We start from the raw sequence: 21214 nt of genomic DNA, 5'->3' as shown, positions 1-21214 counted from the left end.
GCCGAGTCCGTCACGCATCGCCGTCCGATTCAGACCGTAAGAACGCTGCCGCCGCCCTGCAGCGAGCCCTCGACCGCAGGGACAACGGCGGCGAGACGGGACACGAAACCCGTTAGGGCCCCCGGTCCCTACGGCTGTGTGCCGCGCCTGATCTCGAAGTAGTCGATGCGCTCGCCGCTCTCGGCCAGCGCGGAGACCTTCAGTGCCGGTGTCACGCCCGTCCCGCCGGTCTCCGCCTCCACCGCGAGGAACGAGAAGCCGGTGTACCGCACCCGGGACCACTCCACGGTGTCCGGGTCCGGCAGGCGTGACTTCGTCCAGTGGAACGTCACGATCGACTCGCGGTCGTGGACATGGCCCTCGTAGCTGTCCCCGACCCCGATGCCGAACCCGTAGAGGTCCTTGCCGGCGCCGCCCGCGGTGACGTACACGATGCCGTCGCGCGTCGGATCGGTCGACGCGCCGACCGGCACGGGCTTGCCCACCTCTCCGTCCTTGACGGCGTCCGTGCGCTCGTACACGTGGTTGTGCCCATTGATCACCAGGTCCACCTGGTGCTCGGCGAACAGCGGCAGCCACGCGGCGCGCACCCCGCCGTCGGAGGCGTGCGTCGACGTCGAGTACGCGCAGTGGTGGAAGAAGACCACCACGAAGTCGATGTCCTTGCGCGCGCGCAACTCGCCGAGCCGCTCGGCCAGCCACGCGGTCTGCTTACCGTCCGTGTACCCCTTGTTCGCGGGGATCTCGTACGAGACGTCGTTCGCGTCGAGTGCGACGACGCCCACGTTCCCGTACACGAAGGAGTAGACGCCCGGCGCGTTCCGCGGGTCCGGGCCGTTGTCCGGCAGGGTCCAGCGGGCCGACTGGCCGCCGTATCCGTTGGGGGAGTACCAGGCCTCCATGTCGTGGTTGCCGGTCGTCACCATCCACGGCACCGACTTCGCGACCGACTCCGTCTGCGCGAGGAACTGGTCCCACACGCGCGCGTCGTACGTGTCCGACTCCTTGCCGTGCCCGCTGCTGTCGGCGTAGCAGATGTCGCCGGCGTGCAGATGGAACGAGGGGTTCTGGCCCAGGATCAGCTGGTCGTTGGCGAGCGCGTCATAGCTGACGCCCTGGTCACCGAAGGCCGTGAAGACGAACCTCTCCGCCTTCGCCGGAGCCGTGCGGAACGAGCCGATCGTCGCGATGCGCTCCGCGGACGCCGGGTCGAAACCGTCGTGGCCCACTCCGTAGTAGTACGTCGTCCCGGGCGTCAGGCCGTCCAGGGCCGCGTGCAGATAGAGCTGCTCGACCGCCGGGAGCTTCTTCGACAGGCTCGGGGTGTGCAGCGCGCGCACCTCCGCCTCGATCTTCCGGCTGAGGTCCCAGGGCCTCAGGCCGACCCGTACGAACGGCTTGCGCACCGCGAACGGCACCTGCCAGGAGATCCGCATCTGCGTCTTCGGGTCGGCGCCGAAGGCGAGATGGCGGGCGAACGGCGCGACGAGGGAGCCGTCGACCCGCACGGCCGCCGAGCGGACGGGCGCGGCGGGCGAGGAGGCGGCGGAAGGCGCCGCGTACGCCGAGGAGGCCGAGCCGCCCAGCAGGGTCAGGCCGCCCAGGCTCGCCGCGGTCCCGGTCAGCGCGCGCCGCCTGCTGAAGCGGGCCCGCAGGTACTCGTGCTGCTCCGGCATGCTCAGACGGCGGGCCAACTGCTCGGGAATGCCGACGTTCGGTGTGTCCACGAGAAGAAAACTTCCCAGTAACAACCAACGAGGGCCATACCTACGGGTGAACAAAAATCGACCGCACGGCGGCCCGCGTACGGCGGATCCCGCGACGGCCCGCGCGAGGCCTGTCCGAATGGCGGACAACGAGTGTCATCCCATGGGACGCCGAAGTAGGGTGCCCGTATGTCGGCTAGCTCTCGCATCCTCAATCTCGCAGTGATCCCCGGTGACGGCATCGGCCAGGAGGTCGTGGCCCAGGGGCTCAAGGTCCTCGGCGCCGTCCTCCCGCAGGATGTGAAGCTGGAGACCAAGGAATACGACTTCGGCGCCAGGCGCTACCACGCGACCGGTGAGACCCTCACCGACGCCGATGTCGAGGCCCTCAAGCAGCACGACGCCATCCTGCTCGGCGCGATCGGTGACCCCTCGGTCCCGTCCGGCGTCCTCGAGCGCGGCTTCCTGCTCAAGCTCCGCTTCCTCTTCGACCACCACGTCAACCTCCGCCCGAGCAAGCTGCTCCCGGGTGTGGCGACGCCCCTCAAGGGCCAGCCGGAGATCGACTTCATCGTGGTCCGTGAGGGCACCGAGGGCCCGTACACGGGCAATGGCGGCTCGATCCGCACCGGCACCCCGCACGAGGTCGCCACCGAGGTCTCCGTCAACACGGCGTTCGGTGTCGAGCGCGTGGTCCGTGACGCCTTCGCCCGCGCCCAGGCCCGCCCCCGCAAGAAGCTCACGCTGGTCCACAAGAACAACGTGCTGTCCTTCGCGGGTCACCTCTGGACGAACATCTTCAACAAGGTGGCCACGGAGTTCCCCGAGGTCACCACGGACTACCTGCACGTCGACGCGGCGACGATCTTCCTCGTCACCGACCCCGAGCGCTTCGACGTGATCGTCACCGACAACCTCTTCGGCGACATCATCACCGACCTCGCCGCCGCCGTCTCCGGTGGTATCGGCGTCGCGGCCTCCGGGAACATCAACCCGTCCCGCGAGTTCCCGTCGATGTTCGAGCCGGTCCACGGCTCGGCCCCCGACATCGCCGGACAGGCCAAGGCCGACCCCACGGCCACGGTCCTGTCCGTGGCGCTCCTGCTGCGTCACCTCGGTTACGAGGCCGAGGCCGCCCGCATCGAGGACGCCGTCTCCGCCGACCTGGCCGAGCGCGGCACGAGCGTGCGGTCGACCGACGAGATCGGCGACGCGCTCGCCGGCCGAGTAGCCGGCTGACCCGCCGCGCTTGATGCACTTAAGCAGCCGCCGGGTCGCATCCGCACCCGGCGGCTTCACCTTTGCGGTCCCCGGGTGCCACCATCAACCCCTGGGCCGCACCTCACGCTGTACCCGTACGGGCTGTTTTCGTCCATCGGACCCCACGCGCGATAATCGAACGTGGGGCCGCGGTGAACGCAGAAGCTCGGACGACCAAGTAGTTGGGAAGTTCGTGCTTCCGGCTGCGCGAGCGTGATAGCGGTCCGTCACACACAACCGGTGAAGGACACGCAACCATGACGACGCCCACGATCGAGCTCAAGCCCTCCTCGACCCCGCTGTCCGGCGCGGAGCGCGAGGCGATCCTGGCCCACCCCGGATTCGGCCGCCACTTCACCGACCACATGGTGACGATCCGGTGGACCGAGGGCCGCGGCTGGCACGACGGGCAGCTCGTGCCCTACGGACCGCTCTCCCTCGACCCGGCGACGAACGTCCTGCACTACGCGCAGGAGATCTTCGAGGGTCTCAAGGCCTACCGCCGGCCCGACGGCACCGTCGCCACCTTCCGCCCCGAGATGAACGCCAAGCGCTTCCAGGCCTCGGCCCGCCGCCTGGCCATGCCCGAACTGCCGGTCGAGACGTTTATCGAGGCGTGTGACGCGCTGGTGCGGCAGGACATCGCGTGGGTCCCGGCGCACGGTGGCGAGGAGTCCCTCTACCTGCGTCCCTTCATGATCGCGACCGAGGTCGGCCTGGGCGTGAAGCCCGCCAACGAGTACCTCTTCATCGTGATCGCCTCGCCCGCGGGCGCCTACTTCGCCGGTGGCGTCAAGCCGGTGTCGATCTGGCTGTCCGAGGACCGCGTGCGCGCCGTCCCCGGCGGCATGGGCGACGCCAAGACCGGCGGCAACTACGCGGCGTCCCTCCTCGCCCAGGCCGAGGCCGCCGCCGAGGGCTGCGACCAGGTCGCCTACCTCGACGCCGTCGAGCACAAGTGGGTCGAGGAACTGGGCGGCATGAACCTGTACTTCGTGTACGGAGACAAGATCGTCACTCCCGAGCTGACCGGCTCGCTCCTCGCGGGTGTCACCCGTGACTCGCTCCTGTCGGTCGCCCGCGACCTCGGCTTCGAGTCCGTCGAGGGCCGCGTCTCCATCGATCAGTGGCAGGCCGACTCCGAGAACGGCACGCTCACCGAGGTCTTCGCCTGCGGCACCGCGGCGGTCATCACGCCCGTCGGCACCGTCAAGCGCGCCGGCGGCCAGTGGACCCAGTCGGGCGGCGAGCCCGGCGAGGTCACACTGAAGCTGCGCGAGGCGCTCCTCGACATCCAGCGCGGCACGAGCGCGGACAAGCACGGCTGGATGCACCAGCTCGGCTAGACCGGCTCGCGCTCAGCCTTCACCGCTCGTGACCAGGGCCGCCTCGGACTTCTTGTCCGCGGCGGCCCTGACGCGTACCGAGCGCACCTCACGTGCCGTCAGCGCCAGGTACGCCGCGCCGCCGGCCAGGCCCGACAGCAGGAAGCTGCAGTCCACGCCACCCGTCAGGGAGAGCAGCGGGCCCTCGTACGAGGGCAGGGACACCGCGAGCAGGCCGACGAGCGCGCCCAGGGCCCAGGAGGCGGTGGCGCGCGGGTTCCAGCCGCCCCGGTACCAGTAGACGCCGCCGCGCGAGCGCCGGTTGAAGACCTGGAGCGCGTCCGCGTCGTAGACGCCGCGGCAGCGCACGAAGCCGATCAGGGTGATCACGGCCCAGGGGGTGCCGATCGCGGTGAGGAGCAGGACGAACGACGTCATGGCGTCCTGTGCGGCCCACGCGAAGTGGCCGACGAAGACGCAGACCGTGGCGACGCCGGCGACCGTGTAGGTCGCGGCCGTGCGGGAGGCGCGGGGCAGGATCGCGTCCAGGTCGAGGCCCATGGAGTAGAGCATCAGGCCCGCGTTGCCGACCGAGCCCGCGGAGGCGGCGAGCAGCAGCGGGATCAGGTACCAGGTGGGCGAGGCGGAGACGAGCGAGCCCGCGTAGTCGAGGGCGGCGCGGGCCGCGTACGCGGTGAACGTGCCGAACAGCTGGGGCGTGAGCAGGCCGACGATCAGGCCGAGCCAGGTGGCGCGCAGGACGCTCCGCTGGGAGTGGCGGGCCGGGGACACGTAGCGCGTGTAGTCGCCGAGGAGCGTGATGAAGGCGATGGGGCCCGACAGGCCGGCCGCGACGAGGGCGAGCAGCCAGGTCGGCCAGAACGAGCCGAGCAGGTAGCCGCCGGCGTCCGGCAGCGGCGCCGTCGTGAAGTGCGGGGCGTACGCGGCGACGCCGAGCGCCAGGAGCGCGGTCATGCCCACGGCCAGGACGCGCGAGAGGCGCAGCAGGACGCGGTAGCCGTAGACCGCGCCGATCACGGTGGCGGCGGCCAGGAGCGCGTAGACGACGCCGTAGGTGAGGCCCGACTCGGGCACGCCGAACAGGCGGTGCAGGACGCCCGTCATCGCGTCGCCGCCGATCCACACGGTCAGCGCCGTGTAGCCGAGCGACAGGAGCAGGCCGACGACCGAGCCGACGAGCCGGCCGCGGACGCCGAACTGGGCGCCGGACGACGTCGACAGGTTCGTGCCGGTGCGCAGGGAGACCAGGGCGAGCGGGGCGGTGAGCGCGGTGCCGAGAAGCGTGCCCGCGATCACGGAGGTGACCGAGGCCCACCAGCCGAGCCCGAACGACACAGGCAGCCAGCCGAAGACGATCACCCCGAGGCAGAGGTTCGAGCCTAGGAGGATCGAGACGATGTCCCGGGGACCGCTGGTGCGTTCCTCATCGGGGATGGTGTCGACACCGCGCTGTTCTATCGCCATGGGGGACCCCTGATCTTTGCGTCGTTGCATCGTTCACGTCGGGCGCTTTAGAGCAGCGTTCAATGTGACTCATCACAAGCTGGCACGTCAATATTTCCGAGTTGTGAATCGTATGGTTAGAGTGAAGTTCTAAACCTGTACGGGAGGTGTGGTGGCGTGCGTCTGACCCCCACGGAACGCGATCGGCTGCTGCTGTTCGGGGCCGCGGAGCTGGCCAGGGCCCGGAAGGCCCGCGGCTTGCGGCTCAATGTCCCCGAGGCGACGGCCCTCATCGCGGACACGGTGTGCGAGGCGGCCAGGGACGGCCGGCGGCTCGCCGAGGCCATCGAGGCGGCGCGCTCCGTCCTCGGCCCCGACGACGTGCTCCCCGGCGTCTCCGACGTCGTGACGGAGGTGCACGTCGAGGCCGTCTTCGACGACGGGTCGCGGCTCGCCGTGGTCAGTGACCCGATCGGCTCATCGCTGGGCGACGAGGCGCCGGGCGCGCTGCTCCCGGGCCCCGAGCACAGCGACCCGCCGGCCACGGTGACGCTCACGGCGACCAACACGTCGAGCGTCCCCGTCTCCGTCACCTCCCACTTCCACTTCTTCGAGGCCAACCCGCGGCTCGACTTCGACCGCGCGGCCGCGTACGGCATGCGGCTCGCCGTCCCCGCCGGGTCGTCGGTGCGGTTCGGGCCGGGGGAGAGCGCCGAGGTGGGCCTCGTGCCCATCGGCGGCGCGCGCGTCGCGATCGGCTTCGCCGGGCTCGTCGACGGCCCGCTGGACGCGCCGGGCGCCAAGGAGGAGGCCCTGCGCAGGGCAGCCGCCTGCGGATATCTCGGAGTGAAGGGAGCGGGCGCATGAGCAGGCCCACCAAGCACAGCGACCACTGCGCGCCGGGCAGCCGGCACATCGACCCGCACGCGTACGCCGCCACGCACGGCCCGCGCGCCGGTGACCGCGTCCGCCTCGGCGACTCGGGCCTGACCGTCCGCGTCGAGTCCGACGCGCAGGCGTACGGCGACGAGTTCCTCGCCGGGTTCGGCAAGACGGCCCGCGACGGACTGCACCTCAAGGCCGCCGCCGTCCGCGAGACCTGCGACGTCGTGATCAGCAACGTCCTCGTGATCGACGCCGTGCAGGGGATCCGGAAGGTCTCCATCGGCATCCGCGAGGGACGGATCCACGCCATAGGGCGCGCCGGCAACCCGGACACCCTCGACGGGGTCGACGTCGTCGTCGGCACCGGCACGTCCATCGTGTCCGGCGAGGGCCTCATCGCCACCGCGGGCGCCGTCGACACCCACGTACACCTGCTGTCGCCGCGCATCATGGAGGCCTCGCTCGCCTCCGGCGTGACCACGATCATCGGCCAGGAGTTCGGGCCCGTGTGGGGCGTGGGCGTCAACTCGCCCTGGGCGCTGCGCCACGCCTTCAACGCCTTCGACGCCTGGCCCGTCAACATCGGCTTCCTCGGCCGGGGTTCGTCCTCGCACGACGCCCCGCTGATCGAGGCGCTTGCCGAGGGCGGCGCGTCGGGCTTCAAGGTCCACGAGGACATGGGCGCCCACACCCGCGCCCTCGACACCGCGCTGCGCGTCGCCGAGGAGCACGACGTCCAGGTCGCCCTGCACAGCGACGGCCTGAACGAGTGCCTGTCCGTCGAGGACACCCTCAGGGTCCTCGAAGGCCGCACCATCCACGCCTTCCACATCGAGGGCTGCGGCGGCGGGCACGTACCGAACGTGCTGAAGATGGCGGGCGTCCCGAACGTCATCGGGTCGTCCACCAACCCCACGCTGCCCTTCGGCCGCGACGCCGTCGCCGAGCACTACGGCATGATCGTCTCGGTCCACGACCTGAAGACCGACCTGCCGGGCGACGCCGCCATGGCCCGCGACCGGATCCGCGCCGGGACGATGGGTGCCGAGGACGTCCTGCACGACCTGGGCGCCATCGGCATCACGTCGTCGGACGCGCAGGGCATGGGCCGCGCCGGTGAGACCGTCCGCAGGACCTTCGCCATGGCCGGGAAGATGAAGGCCGAACTCGGCCCGATGCCCGGCGACGGCGAGTACGACGACAACGCGCGCGTCCTGCGCTACATGGCGAAGCTGACGATCAACCCCGCCATCGCGCACGGCCTCTCCCACGAGGTCGGCTCGATCGAGGCCGGCAAGCTCGCCGACATCGTGCTGTGGCGCCCCGAGTTCTTCGGCGCGAAGCCGCAGCTCGTCCTGAAGGCGGGCTTCCCCGCGTACGGCGTCGTCGGCGACCCGAACGCGGCCACCGACACCTGCGAACCCCTCGTCCTGGGGCCGCAGTTCGGGGCGCACGGCGCGACCGCGGCGGACATCTCCGTCGCCTTCGTCGCCCGGGCCGCCCTCGACCAGGGCAACGACAAGATGCCCACCCGCCGCCGCCGCGTCGCCGTCCGCGGCACCCGCGGCATCGGCCCGGCCGACCTGCTCCTCAACTCGCGCACCGGCTCCATCGACGTCGACCAGGCCACCGGACTCGTCACGCTCGACGGCGACCCGGTCCGCTCGGAACCGGCCGACTCCGTCTCCCTGAACCGTCTCTACTTCCTGTGAGGACCCGCTCATGAGCAGCTTCCACATGCCCCCCGAGTGGGCCCCGCACGAGCGCACCTGGATGGCCTGGCCGAGCCCCAACCCGACCTTCACCAACGACGAGGAGCTGGCCGAGGCGCGCGAGGCCTGGGCGTCCGTCGCCCGCGCCGTACGCCGATTCGAGCCGGTGACCGTGATCGTCGCCCCGGGCCAGAGCGACTCGGCCCGCGCGCTCCTCGGCGACGACATCGACCTCGTCGAGCGTGACCTCGACGACGCCTGGATGCGCGACATCGGCCCCACGTTCGTCGTCGGAGACGGCCGACTCGCCGCCGTGGACTGGACGTTCAACGGCTGGGGCGCCCAGGACTGGGCCGTCTGGGAGCACGACGCGAAGATAGCCCGCCACATCGCGGACCTCGCCGGCGTCCCCGTCCACTCCTCCTCCCTCGTCAACGAGGGCGGCGGCATCCACGTCGACGGCGAGGGCACCGTGCTCCTCACCGAGACCGTGCAGCTCGACCCCGACCGCAACCCGGGCCGCACCAAGGCCGAGGTCGAGCAGGAGATCCACGCCAGGATCGGCACCACCAAGGCGATCTGGCTGCCGCGCGGCCTCACCGGCGACTACGGCGTCTACGGCACCCGCGGCCACGTCGACATCGTCGCCGCGTTCGCCGCGCCCGGCGTCGTCCTGGTCCACTCGCAGCAGGACCCCGCCCACCCCGACCACGAGCTGAGCAAGCAGCTCATCGCCCAGCTCAGGGGCGAGACGGACGCCAAGGGCCGTCCCCTGGAGGTCGTCGAGGTCCCCGCGCCGACCGTCCTCAAGGACGACGAGGGCTGGGTCGACTACTCGTACATCAACCACTACCTGTGCAACGACGGCGTCGTCCTGTGCTCCTTCGACGACCCGAACGACGAGGTCGCGGCCGGGATCTTCCGCAGGCTCTTCCCGGACAGGACCGTCCAGCTCGTGGACGCCCGTACGATCTTCGCCGGGGGTGGTGGCATCCACTGCATCACCCAGCAGCAACCCGAGATCACGCCCGCAGACTGAAAGACCCGCAGGAGTCCCCGTGGCCCAGGCCCGCCGGAAGAACGCGCCTCCGCGCGAAGAGGTCCTCGCCGCGGCCATGGAGATGATCGCCGAGCGCGGCCTGGAGAAGCTCACCATGGCCGCGCTCGGCCGCGAGGTCGGCATGAGCAGCGGCCACCTCCTCTACTACTTCGGTTCGAAGGACGAGCTGCTCCTGCGGACCCTGGAGTGGAGCGAGGGCCGCCTGGGCGCGGAGCGGGCCCGGCTGCTCTCCGGCGGCGGCACGGTCCGCGAGCGTCTCGACGCGTACGTCGACCTGTATGTCCCCGACGCCCAGGGCGACCCGCACTGGACGCTGTGGCTGGAGGTCTGGAACCGCTCGCAGAACGCCGAGGCCGACGGCGACGCGCGCGAGCGGCAGGCCGCGATCGAGCTGGCCTGGCACCGCGACCTCGTCGCGCTGCTCGCCGAGGGCACCTCGCGCGGCGAGCTCCCGCCGCTCGACCCCGACCGGTTCGCGTCGCGGCTGCGGGCGCTGCTCGACGGCTTCTCCATCCATGTGGCGATCGGCCTGCGCGGCACGGACCGGGCTCAGATCCTGTCCCACGTACGGGAGTTCCTGGACGAGGCGCTGCCCCCCACGGACTCCTGACCGGGCGTCGGGGTCAGACCGGGCGGTTGTGGTTCCTTGCCCGGTCCGGTCCGCAGGAGAGCCCCTGCTGCAGTGTGAAGCGGACGGGTGTCCCCGGGGCGGCCTGGGCCGCCCCGGCCAGGGCGGCCTCCGCGACCACGGCGATCACCGGGTAGCCGCCGGTCGTCGGGTGGTCGTGCAGGAAGACCACCGGGCGGCCGTCGGGCGGCACCTGCACCGCGCCGAGCACCATGCCCTCGCTGGGCAGCTCACCCGACAACTCCCTTGCCAGGCACGGGCCTTCGGTGCGCAGGCCGATGCGGTTGCTGTGCGCGGACACGCGATACGTGGCGGTCGTGAACGTGTGCAGCGCCGCGGGGGTGAACCAGTCGGCGCGGGGGCCGAGCCGTACGGGCAGGGTCAGTTCGCGCGGCGGGGCCGGCCAGGGCGCGGCAGGCGGCATCGGCGGGCAGGGCGCCGCCTCGCCGACGGGCAGCACCTCGCCGTCGCGCAGGGGAGCGGGCCCGAGGCCCGACAGGAGGTCCGTCGAGCGGCTGCCGAGCACGGTCTCGACGGCGATCCCGCCGGCCACGGCCACGTAGGAGCGCACGCCGTGGACCGCCGGCCCGGCGTCGAGGACCGCACCCGCGGGCACCCGCACCGGGGCACCCCACGCGACGGGCCTGGCGTCCAGGGTCACCGCGCAGGGGGCGCCGCCGACGACGACGGTGACCGGCCGGTCGGGCCGCAGCGCGCACCCGGTGAGCGTGGTCTCGAGGACGGCGGCGTCCCCGGCGTTGCCGAGCAGCCGGTTGGCGAGCCGCATCGCGGGTGCATCGAGGGCGCCGGAGCGCGGAACTCCCAGGTGGGCGTGGCCGGTCCGGCCCGCGTCCTGGATCGTCGTGAGGGCGCCGGCCCGTACCAGGGTGATCTTGGCGGTCATGCGCGGCCTCCTTCGGCGACGAACCGCACCTGGGTGCCCGGCGTCAGGAGTGCCGCCGCCTCCCGGGACGGGTCCCACAGCGGTGCCGGGTCCGGCATGGTGCCGATCAGCTGCCAGCCGCCGGGGGTCGCGCGCGGGTACACGGCGGTGTAGGGGCCTGCGAGGGCGAGCGCGCCGGCGGGGACGCGGGTGCGCGGGGTCGCGTGGCGCGGTAGGTGCAGCTCGGCGGGCAGGCCCGTGAGATAGCCGAAGCCGGGGGCGAAGCCGCAGAACGCGACGCGGTACGTGTGGGCGGAGTGGCGGGCGGCGACCTCGTCCTCGGGGACGCCCCAGCGGGCCGCCACCCCGGCGAGGTCCGGGCCGTCGTAGACCACCGGGATCTCGACGACGGCCCCCTCCTCGGGAGCGTGCAACGGGATGTCCCAGGACATGAGCCGACGGGCCAGGAGCTCGGGGTCGCCCACCCCGTCGAGCAGGACGGTGCACGCGCCGGGCACGATCTCGGCGACGGGCGGCAGGGTCCCGGCGGCGCGGCGACGCAGCAGCTCGGCGTGGAGCGCACCGGTGCGACCGGCGTCCGGCAGCTCCACGAGCAGCGCATGCCGCCCGGCGGGCCGCACCACCATCGAGGGCGACGAGGCCGTCATGCGAACGCCCCGACCTTGACGCCGGCCTCTTCGAGCGCGTGGCGCACCCGGACCGCGAGCCGGGCCGCGCCCGGGGTGTCGCCGTGCAGGCACAGGGAACGGGCGGCGACCGTGACACGCGTACCGTCCACCGTGTCCACGGCGCGCTCGACGGCGAACGCCACGGAGCGGCGCACCACCGCGTCCTCGTCGCAGACCACGGCGTTCGGCTCGCTCCGGGGTACCAGCGTGCCCCGGGGGGTGTAGGCGCGGTCGGCGAAGGCCTCCGGCACCGGCGTGAGACCGGCGTCCGCCGCGGCGGCGAGCAGCCGGGAGCCGGGCAGTCCGAGCACGGGCAGCGAACCACCCGCGAGCCGGACCCCCGCCACCACGGCGCCCGCCTGCTCCGCGTCATGGACGGTCCGGTTGTAGAGCGCGCCATGCGGCTTCACATACGCCACCTCGGCCCCGGCCGCCTCGGCGAACACCCTCAACGCGCCTATCTGGTAGGCCACTTCGGCCGCCAGCTCGTCCGCGGGCACATCCATCGCCCGCCGCCCGAAGCCGGCCAGGTCGCGGTACGACACCTGCGCCCCGATCCGTACGCCGCGCGCGGCAGCGAGGTCGCAGACGCGGCGCATCACCGCGGGGTCGCCCGCGTGGAATCCACAGGCGACGTTGGCGCTGGTCACCACGGAGAGCAGGGCCTCGTCGTCGGTGAGGGTCCAGCGGCCGAAGCCTTCGCCGAGGTCGGCGTTGAGGTCGATGAGGTCCTGGATCACGTCCGTAACGTAGAGGATTGTTGAACGATTCGACAAGGGGTCGATTTTGTCACGGTCGTCTCAGACCCCTTGTTCGATCGTTGAACGATCCCTTACGGTCCGTGCATCCTCCATGGAACCGGAAGCGCATAATCCGGTCCGTGCCCCCTCGTGCCCTGAAGAAGGCCGCCGCATGATCGTTCTTCTCGGCGTGCTCGTGGTGATCCTCGGATTCGTCACGCGCCGCAACCCCGTCCTCGTGGTGGGCGTCGCCGGTATCGTCACCGGCCTGCTCGGCAGGATGAACCCGCTGGAGGTCCTCGCGGCCTTCGGCCGGTCCTTCGCCGACAGCCGCTCGGTCACCGTCTTCGCCATCGTCCTGCCGGTGATCGGCCTCCTGGAGCGGTACGGCCTGCGCGAGCAGGCGCGCACCCTCATCGGCCGTCTCGGCAAGCTCAGTGCCGGCCGCTTCCTCACCGTCTACCTGCTGATCCGCCAGGTCACCGCGGCCTTCGGACTCAACAGCATCGGCGGCCCCGCGCAGACCGTGCGCCCGCTCGTCGCACCCATGGCCGAGGCCGCCGCCGAACGCACCACCGGCGGCCCGCTGCCCGACCGGCTGCGCGAGAAAGTCCGCTCGTACGCCGCTTCGTCCGACACCGTGGGCGTCTTCTTCGGCGAGGACTGCTTCATCGCCATCGGCTCGATCCTGCTCATCACCGGGTTCGTGAACTCGACCTACCACCAGCAGCTCGAACCCACCGAGCTGGCCCTGTGGGCGATCCCGCTCGCCTTCTGCGCCCTCGTCATCCACGGCGCCCGGCTCCTGCTCCTGGACCGGAAACTGGAGCGCGAGATGGCTCTGCATGCCGCCGAGAACGAACTGCCGCCGCCCCCGCGGGCCGCGGCGTCCCGCACGGGCAACGGGTCCGAGGAGGCCGGCAAGTGATCAAGGTCGAATGGCTCTACTGGCTGATAGGCCTCGTCTTCGTCGTCATGGCCGTACAGATGGCGGCCGACCGCACCAACCCCAAGCGCTGGACGTCCGCCGCGTTCTGGGGCCTGCTCGGGCTCACCTTCCCCTACGGCACCGGCGTCGTGAACGCCGAGCTGAACGCGGCGAAGCCGGGCTCCGCGAGCTGGACTCTGCCCGCCGAACCCCTCGGCGTCGCCGTCCTCGCCCTCATCGTGCTGGCCGGATTCAACTTCATCGGCAAGGGCGTCCCCGTCACCACCACCGCCGAACAGCGCGAGGCCTCCGCGGCGCGGCTCGGCAGCAAGATCTTCATCCCCGCCCTGACGATCCCGGTCGTCGCCATCGTCTGCGCCTCCGTCCTGGACGAGTCGGGCCTCTTCGAGACGGGGAAGGCCACACTCATCGGCCTGGGCCTCGGCTGCATCGCCGCGCTCGCGGTCGGCATGTTCGTCACGGGCGAGAAGAAGCTCTCCGTCCCGATCCACTCGGGCCGCTCCATGCTGGAGGCCATGGGCTCGGCCCTGCTGCTCCCCCAGCTCCTGGCCGTGCTCGGCTCGATCTTCGCGGTCGCCGGCGTCGGCACCCAGGTCGGCACGATCGTGAACGACGTCCTGCCCGACAACTCCAAGTACCTCGCCGTGATCGCCTACTGCGTCGGCATGTTCCTGTTCACCGTGATCATGGGCAATGCCTTCGCCGCGTTCCCCGTGATGACGGCCGCGATCGGCTGGCCCGTCCTCATCCAGCAGATGCACGGCAACGAGGCGGCCGTCCTCGCGATCGGCATGCTGGCGGGCTTCAGCGGCACGCTCTGTACGCCGATGGCCGCCAACTTCAACATCGTCCCGGCGTCGCTCCTCGAACTGAAGGACCAGTACGGCCCGATCAAGGCACAGCTGCCGACGGGGCTCGCGCTGCTCGTCTGCAACATCGTGATCATGGCCCTGTTCGCCTTCTAGGGACTGGTCCCCGCCCAGGAACCGGCTCCGTCCGAGACCTGTTCCCCGTCCAGGAACGTGCGCTGTCCCAGAAAGGTCGACACAGATGACCCGCGTCCTCATCACCGGCTTCGAGCCGTTCGGCGGCGAGAGCGTGAACCCCTCCTGGCAGGCGGCCTCCCTGGTCGCCGCCGAGCCGCCCGCAGGTCTCACCGTCACCGCGGTTCAACTCCCTTGCGTCTTCGGTGAGTCCGTGGCCGCCCTGCGCCGGGCCGTCCGCGAGAGCGGGCCGGACCTGGTCGTGTGCGTCGGTCAGGCGGGCGGGCGGCCGGGTGTCACCGTCGAGCGGGTCGCGGTCAACGTCGACGACGCCCGCATCCCCGACAACGCGGGCGCGGCGCCGGTCGACGAGCCGGTCGTCCCGGGCGGGCCCGCCGCGTACTTCTCCACGTTGCCGATCAAGGCGTGCGTGGCCGCGATGCGGGAGGCCGGGGTGCCGGCCGCCGTCTCCAACACGGCGGGCACGTTCGTCTGCAACCACGTGGCGTACGGCCTCGCCCACCTCATTGCGACCGAACTCCCCGGGGTGCGGGGCGGGTTCGTGCATGTGCCGTGGGCGCCGGAGCAGGTCCCCGACGGCACCGCCGCCGCGCTGCCCGCCGTGACAGTGGCCCACGGCCTGCGGGCGCTGATGCTCGCCGCGGCGGCCACGACTCAGGATCTGCGGGTGACGGAGGGGGCCACGCACTGAGCGTGCGGCCGTGCGTCGTCCGTGCCCGAGCGCGCAGTTTCCCACGCCCCCGAAGGGGCGCCCCGCAGCCGAACCCCACCCACGAGGAGCTCTCCCCATGACCGTACAGGCCGCGGAATTCGCCCGCCTCGCCACGGGCAACGTCACCCGCGAGTACCCCAACTTCACTGCTCACCTGGTCACTTCGGCCGACGAAGAGACCCGCCCGAGCGCCCTGCACCCCGCCTTCTACGGTGCCTACGACTGGCATTCGTCCGTCCACATGCACTGGCTGCTCGTCCGGCTCCTGAGGCGGGGCCTGCCCGACTCCGCCCAGGACGCCGAGGTCATCGGCGTACTCGACCGGCACCTCACCCCCGCCAACCTCGCCACGGAAGCCGCCTATCTGCAGAACCGGCCCACCTTCGAGCGCCCCTACGGCTGGGCCTGGCTGATTGCGCTCGCCGCCGAGTGCCGTGCCCTCGGCAGCCCGGACGGCGACCGCTGGGCGGACGCGCTCGCCCCCGCTGTCACCGCCGTCGACCTGCTGCTGAGCGAATGGCTGCCCAAGGCCACGTATCCCGTACGCCACGGCAACCACCCCAACAGCGCCTTCGCGCTGGGTCTCGTCCTCGACGCGGGCGAGCGCGCGGGGCTGCCCGCGGCCACCGTCGAGGCCGTGCGGGACCGGCTGCGCTCCTGGTTCGCCGGCGATCACGACGCGCCCGCCCACTGGGAGCCGTCGGGGCAGGACTTCCTCTCCCCGGCGCTCACCGAGGCCGACGCGATGCGGCGGGTGCTGACGGGGCCGGAGTTCGAGCCCTGGCTGGACCGGTTTCTGCCCGCGCTGCGAGCCGGCGAGCCCTGCGCCCTCCTGGAGGTCCCGGTCGTCTCCGACCATGCCGACCCGCAGATCGGTCACCTGCTGGGCCTCGCCCTCAGCCGGGCGGCCGCCTTGCGCGGCATCGCGGGGGCGGTCCCGGACGGGCCGGTCCGCACGCGCCTCACGGAGGCGGCGGACGCCCATCTGAAGGCCGGGCTGCCCGCCGTGGAGCGTGGCGACTTCACCACCGACCACTGGCTGGCCACCTTTGCCACGCTCGCCCTTGAGGCGTGACCACAAAGAACGCAAGTACGCATGATCGTTGCGCGTTACACCCTTGTCATGGAGTGAAGCGTTCCGGCACCGTGGCCGCCCATGGGACGAGAGCAATGGAAGAAGATCCTGGTCGGGTCGGCCGGGAACATGGTCGAGTGGTTCGACTGGTTCGTGTACGCGAGCTTCGCCACGTACTTCGCGGGAGCTTTCTTCCCCGACGGGAACCCCACGGCACAGCTGATGAACACGGCCGGCATCTTCGCCGTCGGCTTCTTCATGCGGCCCGTGGGCGGCTGGCTGCTGGGCAGGGTGGGGGACCGCAAGGGCCGTAAGGCGGCGCTCACCCTGACCGTCACGCTGATGTCGGCGTCCGCCGTCCTCATCGCGATCGCGCCCACCTACGGGGTCGCCGGGTACGGCGGCGCCGTCGTCCTGCTCATCGCCCGCCTCCTGCAGGGCCTCTCGGTCGGCGGCGAGTACGCGGCCAGCGCCACCTACCTCACCGAGGCGTCCGACCCGAGCCGCCGCGGCTTCGCGTCCAGCTTCCAGTACGTCTCCATGACCGCGGGTCAGATCGTGGGCCTCGGCCTCCAGATCGTCCTCCAGCGCACGCTGTCCGACGACGCGCTGCACAGCTGGGGCTGGCGCATCCCGTTCGTCGTCGGCGCGCTCGGCGCCGCGATCATCTTCTATCTGCGGCGCAACATGCTGGAGACCGACGTCTACGAGGAGTCCGCCGACGACGCGGGCGCCGACCGCAAGGGCACCCTGACGGCGCTGTGGGCGCACCGGCGCGAGGCGTTCCTCGTGATGGCCCTGACGATGGGCGGCACCGTCGCGTACTACACGTACACGACGTACCTCACCAAGTACCTCTCCAACTCCGCCGGCCTGAGCAAGGAGACCGCGACGCTCGTCTCGTTCTGCGCGCTGATCGTCTTCGCCTGCATCCAGCCGCTCGCGGGCCGGCTCTCGGACCGGATCGGCCGCCGCCCGCTCCTGATCACCTTCGCGGTGGGCTCCACCTTCCTCACCGTGCCGATCATGACGATGCTCAAGCACGCGGGCTCCTTCTGGCCGGCCCTCGGCCTCGCCCTGCTCGCCCTCGTCGTCGTCACCGGCTACACGTCGATCAACGCGTGCGTGAAGGCCGAGCTGTTCCCGACCGGCATCCGCGCCCTCGGCGTGGCCCTCCCGTACGCCATCGCCAACGCGCTCTTCGGCGGTACGGCGGAGTACGTGGCCCTGTGGTTCAAGGACGCGGGCGTGGAGTCGGGCTTCTACTGGTACGTCGCCGGGTGCGCCGCCGTGTCGCTGATCGTCTACCTGACGATGCGCGAGACGAGGGACATCGACCTGAACCGGGTCGCGGTCGCCGGGCCCGAGGCCACGCGGCGCGCGCCCGAAGCGGTCTGAGCCCACATCGTGAGACCACGGTCCGGGCCACGCCCGGGCTGTGGCAGACTGCCGACGTGCTCTCGTTCGCCATGATTATTGGCAGCAGGCGCGCCGGTCCGCAGTGACCGCCACGTACCACCACGTACGGGCGGACATCGTCGTCTCGACCCGCGCGCAGACCTCTCGCACCCGCGAGGGGTTTTTTCGTTTCCTGGCCCACCACGAACCAGGACCGGAGCGCGAGGGATCATAGGGGGACGGTGGAGCCGGTCATTCCGGTAGACCGAGATCCGACACAGGAGCCAGATCAGCATGACGGACGCAACCGACGACCATTACCCCGCTTCCCGCGTCGACGACGACTTCCACGTCTTCGACACCACGCTGCGCGACGGCGCACAGCGTGAGGGCATCAATCTGACCGTCGCGGACAAGCTGACCATCGCCCGGCACCTGGACGACTTCGGCGTGGGCTTCATCGAGGGCGGCTGGCCCGGTGCCAACCCCCGCGACACCGAGTTCTTCGCCCGCGCCCGGCAGGAGATCGACTTCAAGCACGCGGAGCTCGTCGCGTTCGGCGCCACCCGTCGCGCCGGCGCCAAGGCCTCCGAGGACCCGCAGGTCAAGGCGCTCGTAGAGTCCGGCGCCCCGGTCGTGACGCTGGTCGCCAAGTCGCACGACCGCCATGTCGAACTGGCTCTGCGGACCACCCTCGAGGAGAACCTGGAGATGGTCCGCGACACCGTCTCCTACCTGCGCGCGCAGGGCCGCCGCGTCTTCGTCGACTGCGAGCACTTCTTCGACGGCTACCGCGCCAACCCCACGTACGCCAAGGCCGTCGTCACGGCCGCGCACGAGGCGGGCGCCGACGTGGTCGTCCTGTGCGACACGAACGGCGGCATGCTGCCCGCCCAGGTCCAGGCGATCACCGCGACGGTCCTCGCCGACACGGGGGCCCGCCTCGGCATCCACGCCCAGGACGACACCGGCTGCGCCGTCGCCAACACCCTCGCCGCCGTCGACGCGGGCGCGACCCACGTGCAGTGCACGGCCAACGGCTACGGCGAGCGCGTCGGCAACTCCAACCTCTTCCCGGTCGTCGCCGCCCTGGAGCTCAAGTACGGCAAGAAGGTCCTCCCCGAGGGCGCCCTGCGCGAGATGACCCGCATCTCCCACGCCATCGCCGAGGTCGTCAACCTCACGCCCTCCACGCATCAGCCGTACGTGGGTGTTTCCGCGTTCGCCCACAAGGCGGGCCTTCACGCCTCGGCGATCAAGGTCGACCCGGACCTCTACCAGCACATCGACCCGGACCTCGTCGGCAACCGCATCCGCATGCTCGTGTCCGACATGGCGGGCCGCGCGTCCATCGAGCTCAAGGGCAAGGAGCTCGGCGTCGACATCTCCGACGACCGCGAGCTGGTCGGCCGCGTCGTCGAGCGCGTCAAGGAGCGCGAGCTCAAGGGCTACACGTACGAGGCGGCCGACGCCTCCTTCGAACTCCTCCTGCGTGAGGAGGCCGAGGGCCGCGCCCGGCGCTACTTCCGCGTCGAGTCGTGGCGGGCCATCGTCGAGGACCGCCCCGACGGCAGCCACGCCAACGAGGCGACCGTGAAGCTGTGGGCCAAGGGCGAGCGCATCGTCGCCACGGCCGAGGGCAACGGCCCGGTCAACGCCCTCGACCGCGCCCTGCGCGTCGGCCTGGAGCGGATCTACCCGCAGCTCGCCAAGCTGGAGCTCGTCGACTACAAGGTCCGCATCCTGGAGGGCAAGCACGGCACGTCCTCCACGACCCGTGTCCTGATCTCCACGAGCGACGGCGCGGGCGAGTGGTCCACCGTCGGCGTCGCCGAGAACGTCATCGCCGCGTCGTGGGGCGCCCTCGAGGACGCCTACACATACGGGCTCCTGCGGGCCGGGGTCGAGCCGGTCGAGTAGAGACAGCACAGGTACGGACGCCGGAGGGGCCGTGATCGGCCCCTCCGGCTCTCTGTCGCCCCGGCCACCCGTGTTACCAGGTGAAGGTCGCCGAGGTCTTCGCGGGCAGCGAGTAAGTGGCGTGCTGCCCGCCCCAGTTGACGGTCACCGTCTTCGCGGACGTGCCGCCGTTGTACGCGATGAGCGCCTTCGAGCCGTCCGGGTTGCGCCAGGCGACGTTCGGCACGGCCGAGCTGCCGGTCGACGCGATGCGCCGGGCGCCCGGCCGGACGAACTTCGTCAGATGGCCCATCGTGTAGTACTCGACGGTGTAGTCCACCTGTCCGCTGCGCCCGTCTCCGTTGTGCACGGTCACGAGACCCGTGCAGGTGCCGCAGCCGCCGTTGTGGGGGCCCATGTTCTGGTCCACGGCGAGCGACCACTTGGTCACCGACTTCGCCCAGTTGCGGGTGTAGTCGACGATGTTGAGCATGTCCTCGCGCTGCTGGTCGGCGATCCACGTGCCGCCCGAGTGCTCGGTCCCGAAGGCGTCGAGCTGCGGGTAGCGGTCATGGATGCCGCTCTGCTCGGCGACGTCGCCGCCGTAGCCGTGCCACGCGATCCCGCCGAAGTTCGGGTGCGCGCGCACCGCCGCGTCGTCCACGGTCTGCGCCGCGTAGCCGTCGTAGGTGTCCCAGTTCCAGTCGTGCGCCAGGACCTTGGTGGTCAGGCCGGCGGCCGCCAGCTTCGGGAGCAGCTCGCTCTTGGTGAAGTAGGCGAGCCCCGAGGCGTTCCAGCTCATCGAGGGGTAGCCCCCGCAGCACGTCGGCTCGTTCTGCGCGCTGACGTAGTCGACCGGGACGCCCTGGTCCCGGTACGCCTGGAGGTACTTCACGAAGTACGAGGCGTAGGTGCCGTAGTCCTCTGCTTTCAGCCAGCCGCCGTTGAGCTGTCCGCTGTCCTTCATCCAGGCGGGCGCGGTCCACGGGGAGGCCATCACGGTGACCTTCGGGTTGAGCAGACGGGCCTGCTTCGTGAGGGGCAGGACGTCCGCGAGGTCGTGGGCGACGGAGAACTCGGAGAGGTCGGGATCGGTCTGCCCGGCGGGCACGTCGTCGAACGTGTAGCCGTAACGCGCCAGGTCGGAGCCGCCCATCGGGTTGCGCAGGAACGACAGGCCGATGCCGTCCGTGGGGGAGAACAGTTTGCGCATCGTGGCGTCGCGCGTGGCTGGTGACAGGGCGCCGCTGCTGTTCATCAGCCAGGCCGCGGTGTCCGTGAACGAGGCGCCGCCGCCGGTGAAGGTCTGGTAGCGGGTGTTCTCGTCGACGGTGATGTTCTCGCCACCGCCGCCCGTGCCCGCCTGGAAGGCGAACGGGGCCTGCTGTTCGAGTCCGCGGACCACATGGCGTCCGGCGGCGTCGTCCGTCGTGGTCAGCCAGGCCGTGACCGGCTCGCCCGCGGCCTGCGCGGGGGAGGCCACGAGCCCGGTCAGGCCCGCGGTCGTGAGCAGCCCTGCGGCGAGCAGCCGGGCCGCCCGGCGCGGGCCCGAACGGAGTCGTCTGGGGGTTCTCATGGTGCGCCGCCCTTCTGTGGGGGTGAGGAGTTGGGGCGTGCGAGGCGTGAGTAAATGACGGCCGCGAACGGGAGTCAAGGGGGCGCGCGTTCAGAAAATGAATGCTCAACTGCCCTGACAGGCCACGGGAATTGGCTGTGCACCGGTTCTGACGTGAAGTCTTGACGGGTTCACGGGGCACCAGTTAATTCACGGCGTGAGCTAAGTCATGAGCTTCACCAGGGACGCCCGTCACCCCCAGAGGTTGCG

The 21214-nt window shown here is 71.2% G+C and carries 17 protein-coding genes and 1 pseudogene; 12 read left to right on the top strand and 6 right to left on the bottom strand.

Annotated elements, in window-relative coordinates:
* Window positions 1–128 precede the first annotated feature (128 nt).
* Window positions 129–1727: a purple acid phosphatase family protein gene (locus OHO83_RS16300; RefSeq protein ID WP_266674491.1), complete on the bottom strand. Its 1599-nt coding sequence runs from the start codon at window positions 1725–1727 to the stop codon at window positions 129–131.
* 168 nt (window positions 1728–1895) lie between these two features.
* Here OHO83_RS16300 and OHO83_RS16295 point away from each other — a divergent pair, with 168 nt between their 5' ends.
* Both OHO83_RS16295 and OHO83_RS16290 read left to right on the top strand, forming a co-directional pair.
* On the top strand, window positions 1896–2945 hold the full coding sequence (locus OHO83_RS16295) for a 3-isopropylmalate dehydrogenase (RefSeq protein WP_227297363.1): 1050 nt from the start codon (window positions 1896–1898) through the stop codon (window positions 2943–2945).
* Between the two features lie 278 nt (window positions 2946–3223).
* Entirely contained in the window at window positions 3224–4312 is a 1089-nt protein-coding gene (locus OHO83_RS16290) for a branched-chain amino acid aminotransferase (protein ID WP_266674493.1), read from the top strand.
* 12 nt (window positions 4313–4324) lie between these two features.
* Here OHO83_RS16290 and OHO83_RS16285 read toward each other — a convergent pair whose 3' ends face one another.
* Window positions 4325–5776 carry a cytosine permease gene (locus tag OHO83_RS16285; RefSeq protein ID WP_266674495.1) on the bottom strand — a complete coding sequence of 484 codons (1452 nt, stop codon included), beginning with the start codon at window positions 5774–5776 and terminating at the stop codon, window positions 4325–4327.
* 156 nt (window positions 5777–5932) lie between these two features.
* Here OHO83_RS16285 and ureA point away from each other — a divergent pair, with 156 nt between their 5' ends.
* The 4 genes from ureA (at window position 5933) to OHO83_RS16265 (ending at window position 10022) form a co-directional block, all read left to right on the top strand.
* Window positions 5933–6622 (top strand): urease subunit gamma, encoded by a 690-nt coding sequence (gene ureA, locus OHO83_RS16280; protein ID WP_116509513.1) that lies wholly within the window; start codon window positions 5933–5935, stop codon window positions 6620–6622.
* On the top strand, window positions 6619–8352 hold the full coding sequence (locus OHO83_RS16275) for an urease subunit alpha (protein ID WP_266674498.1): 1734 nt from the start codon (window positions 6619–6621) through the stop codon (window positions 8350–8352). Before ureA ends, OHO83_RS16275 begins: the two co-directional genes overlap by 4 nt.
* A 10-nt stretch (window positions 8353–8362) precedes the next feature.
* The gene (locus OHO83_RS16270; RefSeq protein WP_266674500.1) at window positions 8363–9391 is read left to right on the top strand and encodes an agmatine deiminase family protein; all 1029 of its coding nucleotides are present in this window, start codon (window positions 8363–8365) and stop codon (window positions 9389–9391) included.
* A 76-nt stretch (window positions 9392–9467) separates the two neighbouring features.
* Window positions 9468–10022, top strand: coding sequence for a TetR/AcrR family transcriptional regulator (locus tag OHO83_RS16265; protein WP_266676655.1), 555 nt, complete (start codon window positions 9468–9470; stop codon window positions 10020–10022).
* A 13-nt stretch (window positions 10023–10035) separates the two neighbouring features.
* Here OHO83_RS16265 and OHO83_RS16260 read toward each other — a convergent pair whose 3' ends face one another.
* Genes OHO83_RS16260 through OHO83_RS16250 form a run of 3 tightly spaced genes read right to left on the bottom strand, consistent with a single transcriptional unit; the run spans window position 10036 to window position 12349 of the window.
* On the bottom strand, window positions 10036–10944 hold the full coding sequence (locus OHO83_RS16260; RefSeq protein WP_266674502.1) for a biotin-dependent carboxyltransferase family protein: 909 nt from the start codon (window positions 10942–10944) through the stop codon (window positions 10036–10038).
* Window positions 10941–11591 carry a 5-oxoprolinase subunit B family protein gene (locus tag OHO83_RS16255; protein ID WP_266674504.1) on the bottom strand — a complete coding sequence of 217 codons (651 nt, stop codon included), beginning with the start codon at window positions 11589–11591 and terminating at the stop codon, window positions 10941–10943. The genes OHO83_RS16260 and OHO83_RS16255 overlap by 4 nt, the downstream gene beginning before the upstream one ends.
* Window positions 11588–12349 carry a LamB/YcsF family protein gene (locus OHO83_RS16250; RefSeq protein ID WP_266676657.1) on the bottom strand — a complete coding sequence of 254 codons (762 nt, stop codon included), beginning with the start codon at window positions 12347–12349 and terminating at the stop codon, window positions 11588–11590. Before OHO83_RS16250 ends, OHO83_RS16255 begins: the two co-directional genes overlap by 4 nt.
* A gap of 175 nt (window positions 12350–12524) precedes the next feature.
* Here OHO83_RS16250 and OHO83_RS16245 point away from each other — a divergent pair, with 175 nt between their 5' ends.
* The 6 genes from OHO83_RS16245 (at window position 12525) to cimA (ending at window position 19410) form a co-directional block, all read left to right on the top strand.
* Complete coding sequence (locus tag OHO83_RS16245) at window positions 12525–13280, top strand: DUF969 domain-containing protein (protein ID WP_266674506.1); 756 nt, start codon at window positions 12525–12527, stop codon at window positions 13278–13280.
* Window positions 13277–14266: a DUF979 domain-containing protein gene (locus tag OHO83_RS16240; protein ID WP_266674508.1), complete on the top strand. Its 990-nt coding sequence runs from the start codon at window positions 13277–13279 to the stop codon at window positions 14264–14266. The genes OHO83_RS16245 and OHO83_RS16240 overlap by 4 nt, the downstream gene beginning before the upstream one ends.
* An 85-nt stretch (window positions 14267–14351) precedes the next feature.
* Window positions 14352–14996: a pyroglutamyl-peptidase I gene (pcp, locus tag OHO83_RS16235; RefSeq protein ID WP_266674510.1), complete on the top strand. Its 645-nt coding sequence runs from the start codon at window positions 14352–14354 to the stop codon at window positions 14994–14996.
* Window positions 14997–15093: 97 nt separating this feature from the next.
* Window positions 15094–16092, top strand: a complete 999-nt coding sequence (locus OHO83_RS16230) for a DUF2891 domain-containing protein (protein ID WP_266674512.1) — start codon at window positions 15094–15096, stop codon at window positions 16090–16092.
* An 81-nt stretch (window positions 16093–16173) separates the two neighbouring features.
* Window positions 16174–17490, top strand: coding sequence for an MFS transporter (locus OHO83_RS16225; RefSeq protein ID WP_266674514.1), 1317 nt, complete (start codon window positions 16174–16176; stop codon window positions 17488–17490).
* A gap of 294 nt (window positions 17491–17784) precedes the next feature.
* Window positions 17785–19410, top strand: a complete 1626-nt coding sequence (gene cimA / locus OHO83_RS16220) for a citramalate synthase (RefSeq protein ID WP_266674516.1) — start codon at window positions 17785–17787, stop codon at window positions 19408–19410.
* Window positions 19411–19486: 76 nt separating this feature from the next.
* On the opposite strand, the pseudogene OHO83_RS16215 reads toward cimA, so the two are convergent.
* A pseudogene (locus OHO83_RS16215) lies at window positions 19487–20965 on the bottom strand (glycoside hydrolase family 30 protein); the annotation flags it as partial.
* Window positions 20966–21214: the final 249 nt, after the last annotated feature.

It is taken from the genome of Streptomyces sp. NBC_00569 (genome assembly GCF_036345255.1).
Lineage (GTDB): Bacteria > Actinomycetota > Actinomycetes > Streptomycetales > Streptomycetaceae > Streptomyces.
This window is presented reverse-complemented; position numbering and strand designations above follow the sequence as displayed.

Bases quoted from the DNA above. Each gene is read 5' to 3' on its own strand.
- OHO83_RS16295 (WP_227297363.1), top strand. From the start codon at position 1,896: ATGTCGGCTAGCTCTCGCATCCTCAATCTCGCAGTGATCCCCGGTGAC.
- OHO83_RS16290 (WP_266674493.1), top strand. From the start codon at position 3,224: ATGACGACGCCCACGATCGAGCTCAAGCCCTCCTCGACCCCGCTGTCC.
- OHO83_RS16285 (WP_266674495.1), bottom strand. From the start codon at position 5,776: ATGGCGATAGAACAGCGCGGTGTCGACACCATCCCCGATGAGGAACGC.
- OHO83_RS16275 (WP_266674498.1), top strand. From the start codon at position 6,619: ATGAGCAGGCCCACCAAGCACAGCGACCACTGCGCGCCGGGCAGCCGG.
- OHO83_RS16270 (WP_266674500.1), top strand. From the start codon at position 8,363: ATGAGCAGCTTCCACATGCCCCCCGAGTGGGCCCCGCACGAGCGCACC.
- OHO83_RS16265 (WP_266676655.1), top strand. From the start codon at position 9,468: ATGGAGATGATCGCCGAGCGCGGCCTGGAGAAGCTCACCATGGCCGCG.
- OHO83_RS16260 (WP_266674502.1), bottom strand. From the start codon at position 10,944: ATGACCGCCAAGATCACCCTGGTACGGGCCGGCGCCCTCACGACGATC.
- OHO83_RS16255 (WP_266674504.1), bottom strand. From the start codon at position 11,591: ATGACGGCCTCGTCGCCCTCGATGGTGGTGCGGCCCGCCGGGCGGCAT.
- OHO83_RS16245 (WP_266674506.1), top strand. From the start codon at position 12,525: ATGATCGTTCTTCTCGGCGTGCTCGTGGTGATCCTCGGATTCGTCACG.
- pcp (WP_266674510.1), top strand. From the start codon at position 14,352: ATGACCCGCGTCCTCATCACCGGCTTCGAGCCGTTCGGCGGCGAGAGC.
- OHO83_RS16230 (WP_266674512.1), top strand. From the start codon at position 15,094: ATGACCGTACAGGCCGCGGAATTCGCCCGCCTCGCCACGGGCAACGTC.
- OHO83_RS16225 (WP_266674514.1), top strand. From the start codon at position 16,174: ATGGGACGAGAGCAATGGAAGAAGATCCTGGTCGGGTCGGCCGGGAAC.
- cimA (WP_266674516.1), top strand. From the start codon at position 17,785: ATGACGGACGCAACCGACGACCATTACCCCGCTTCCCGCGTCGACGAC.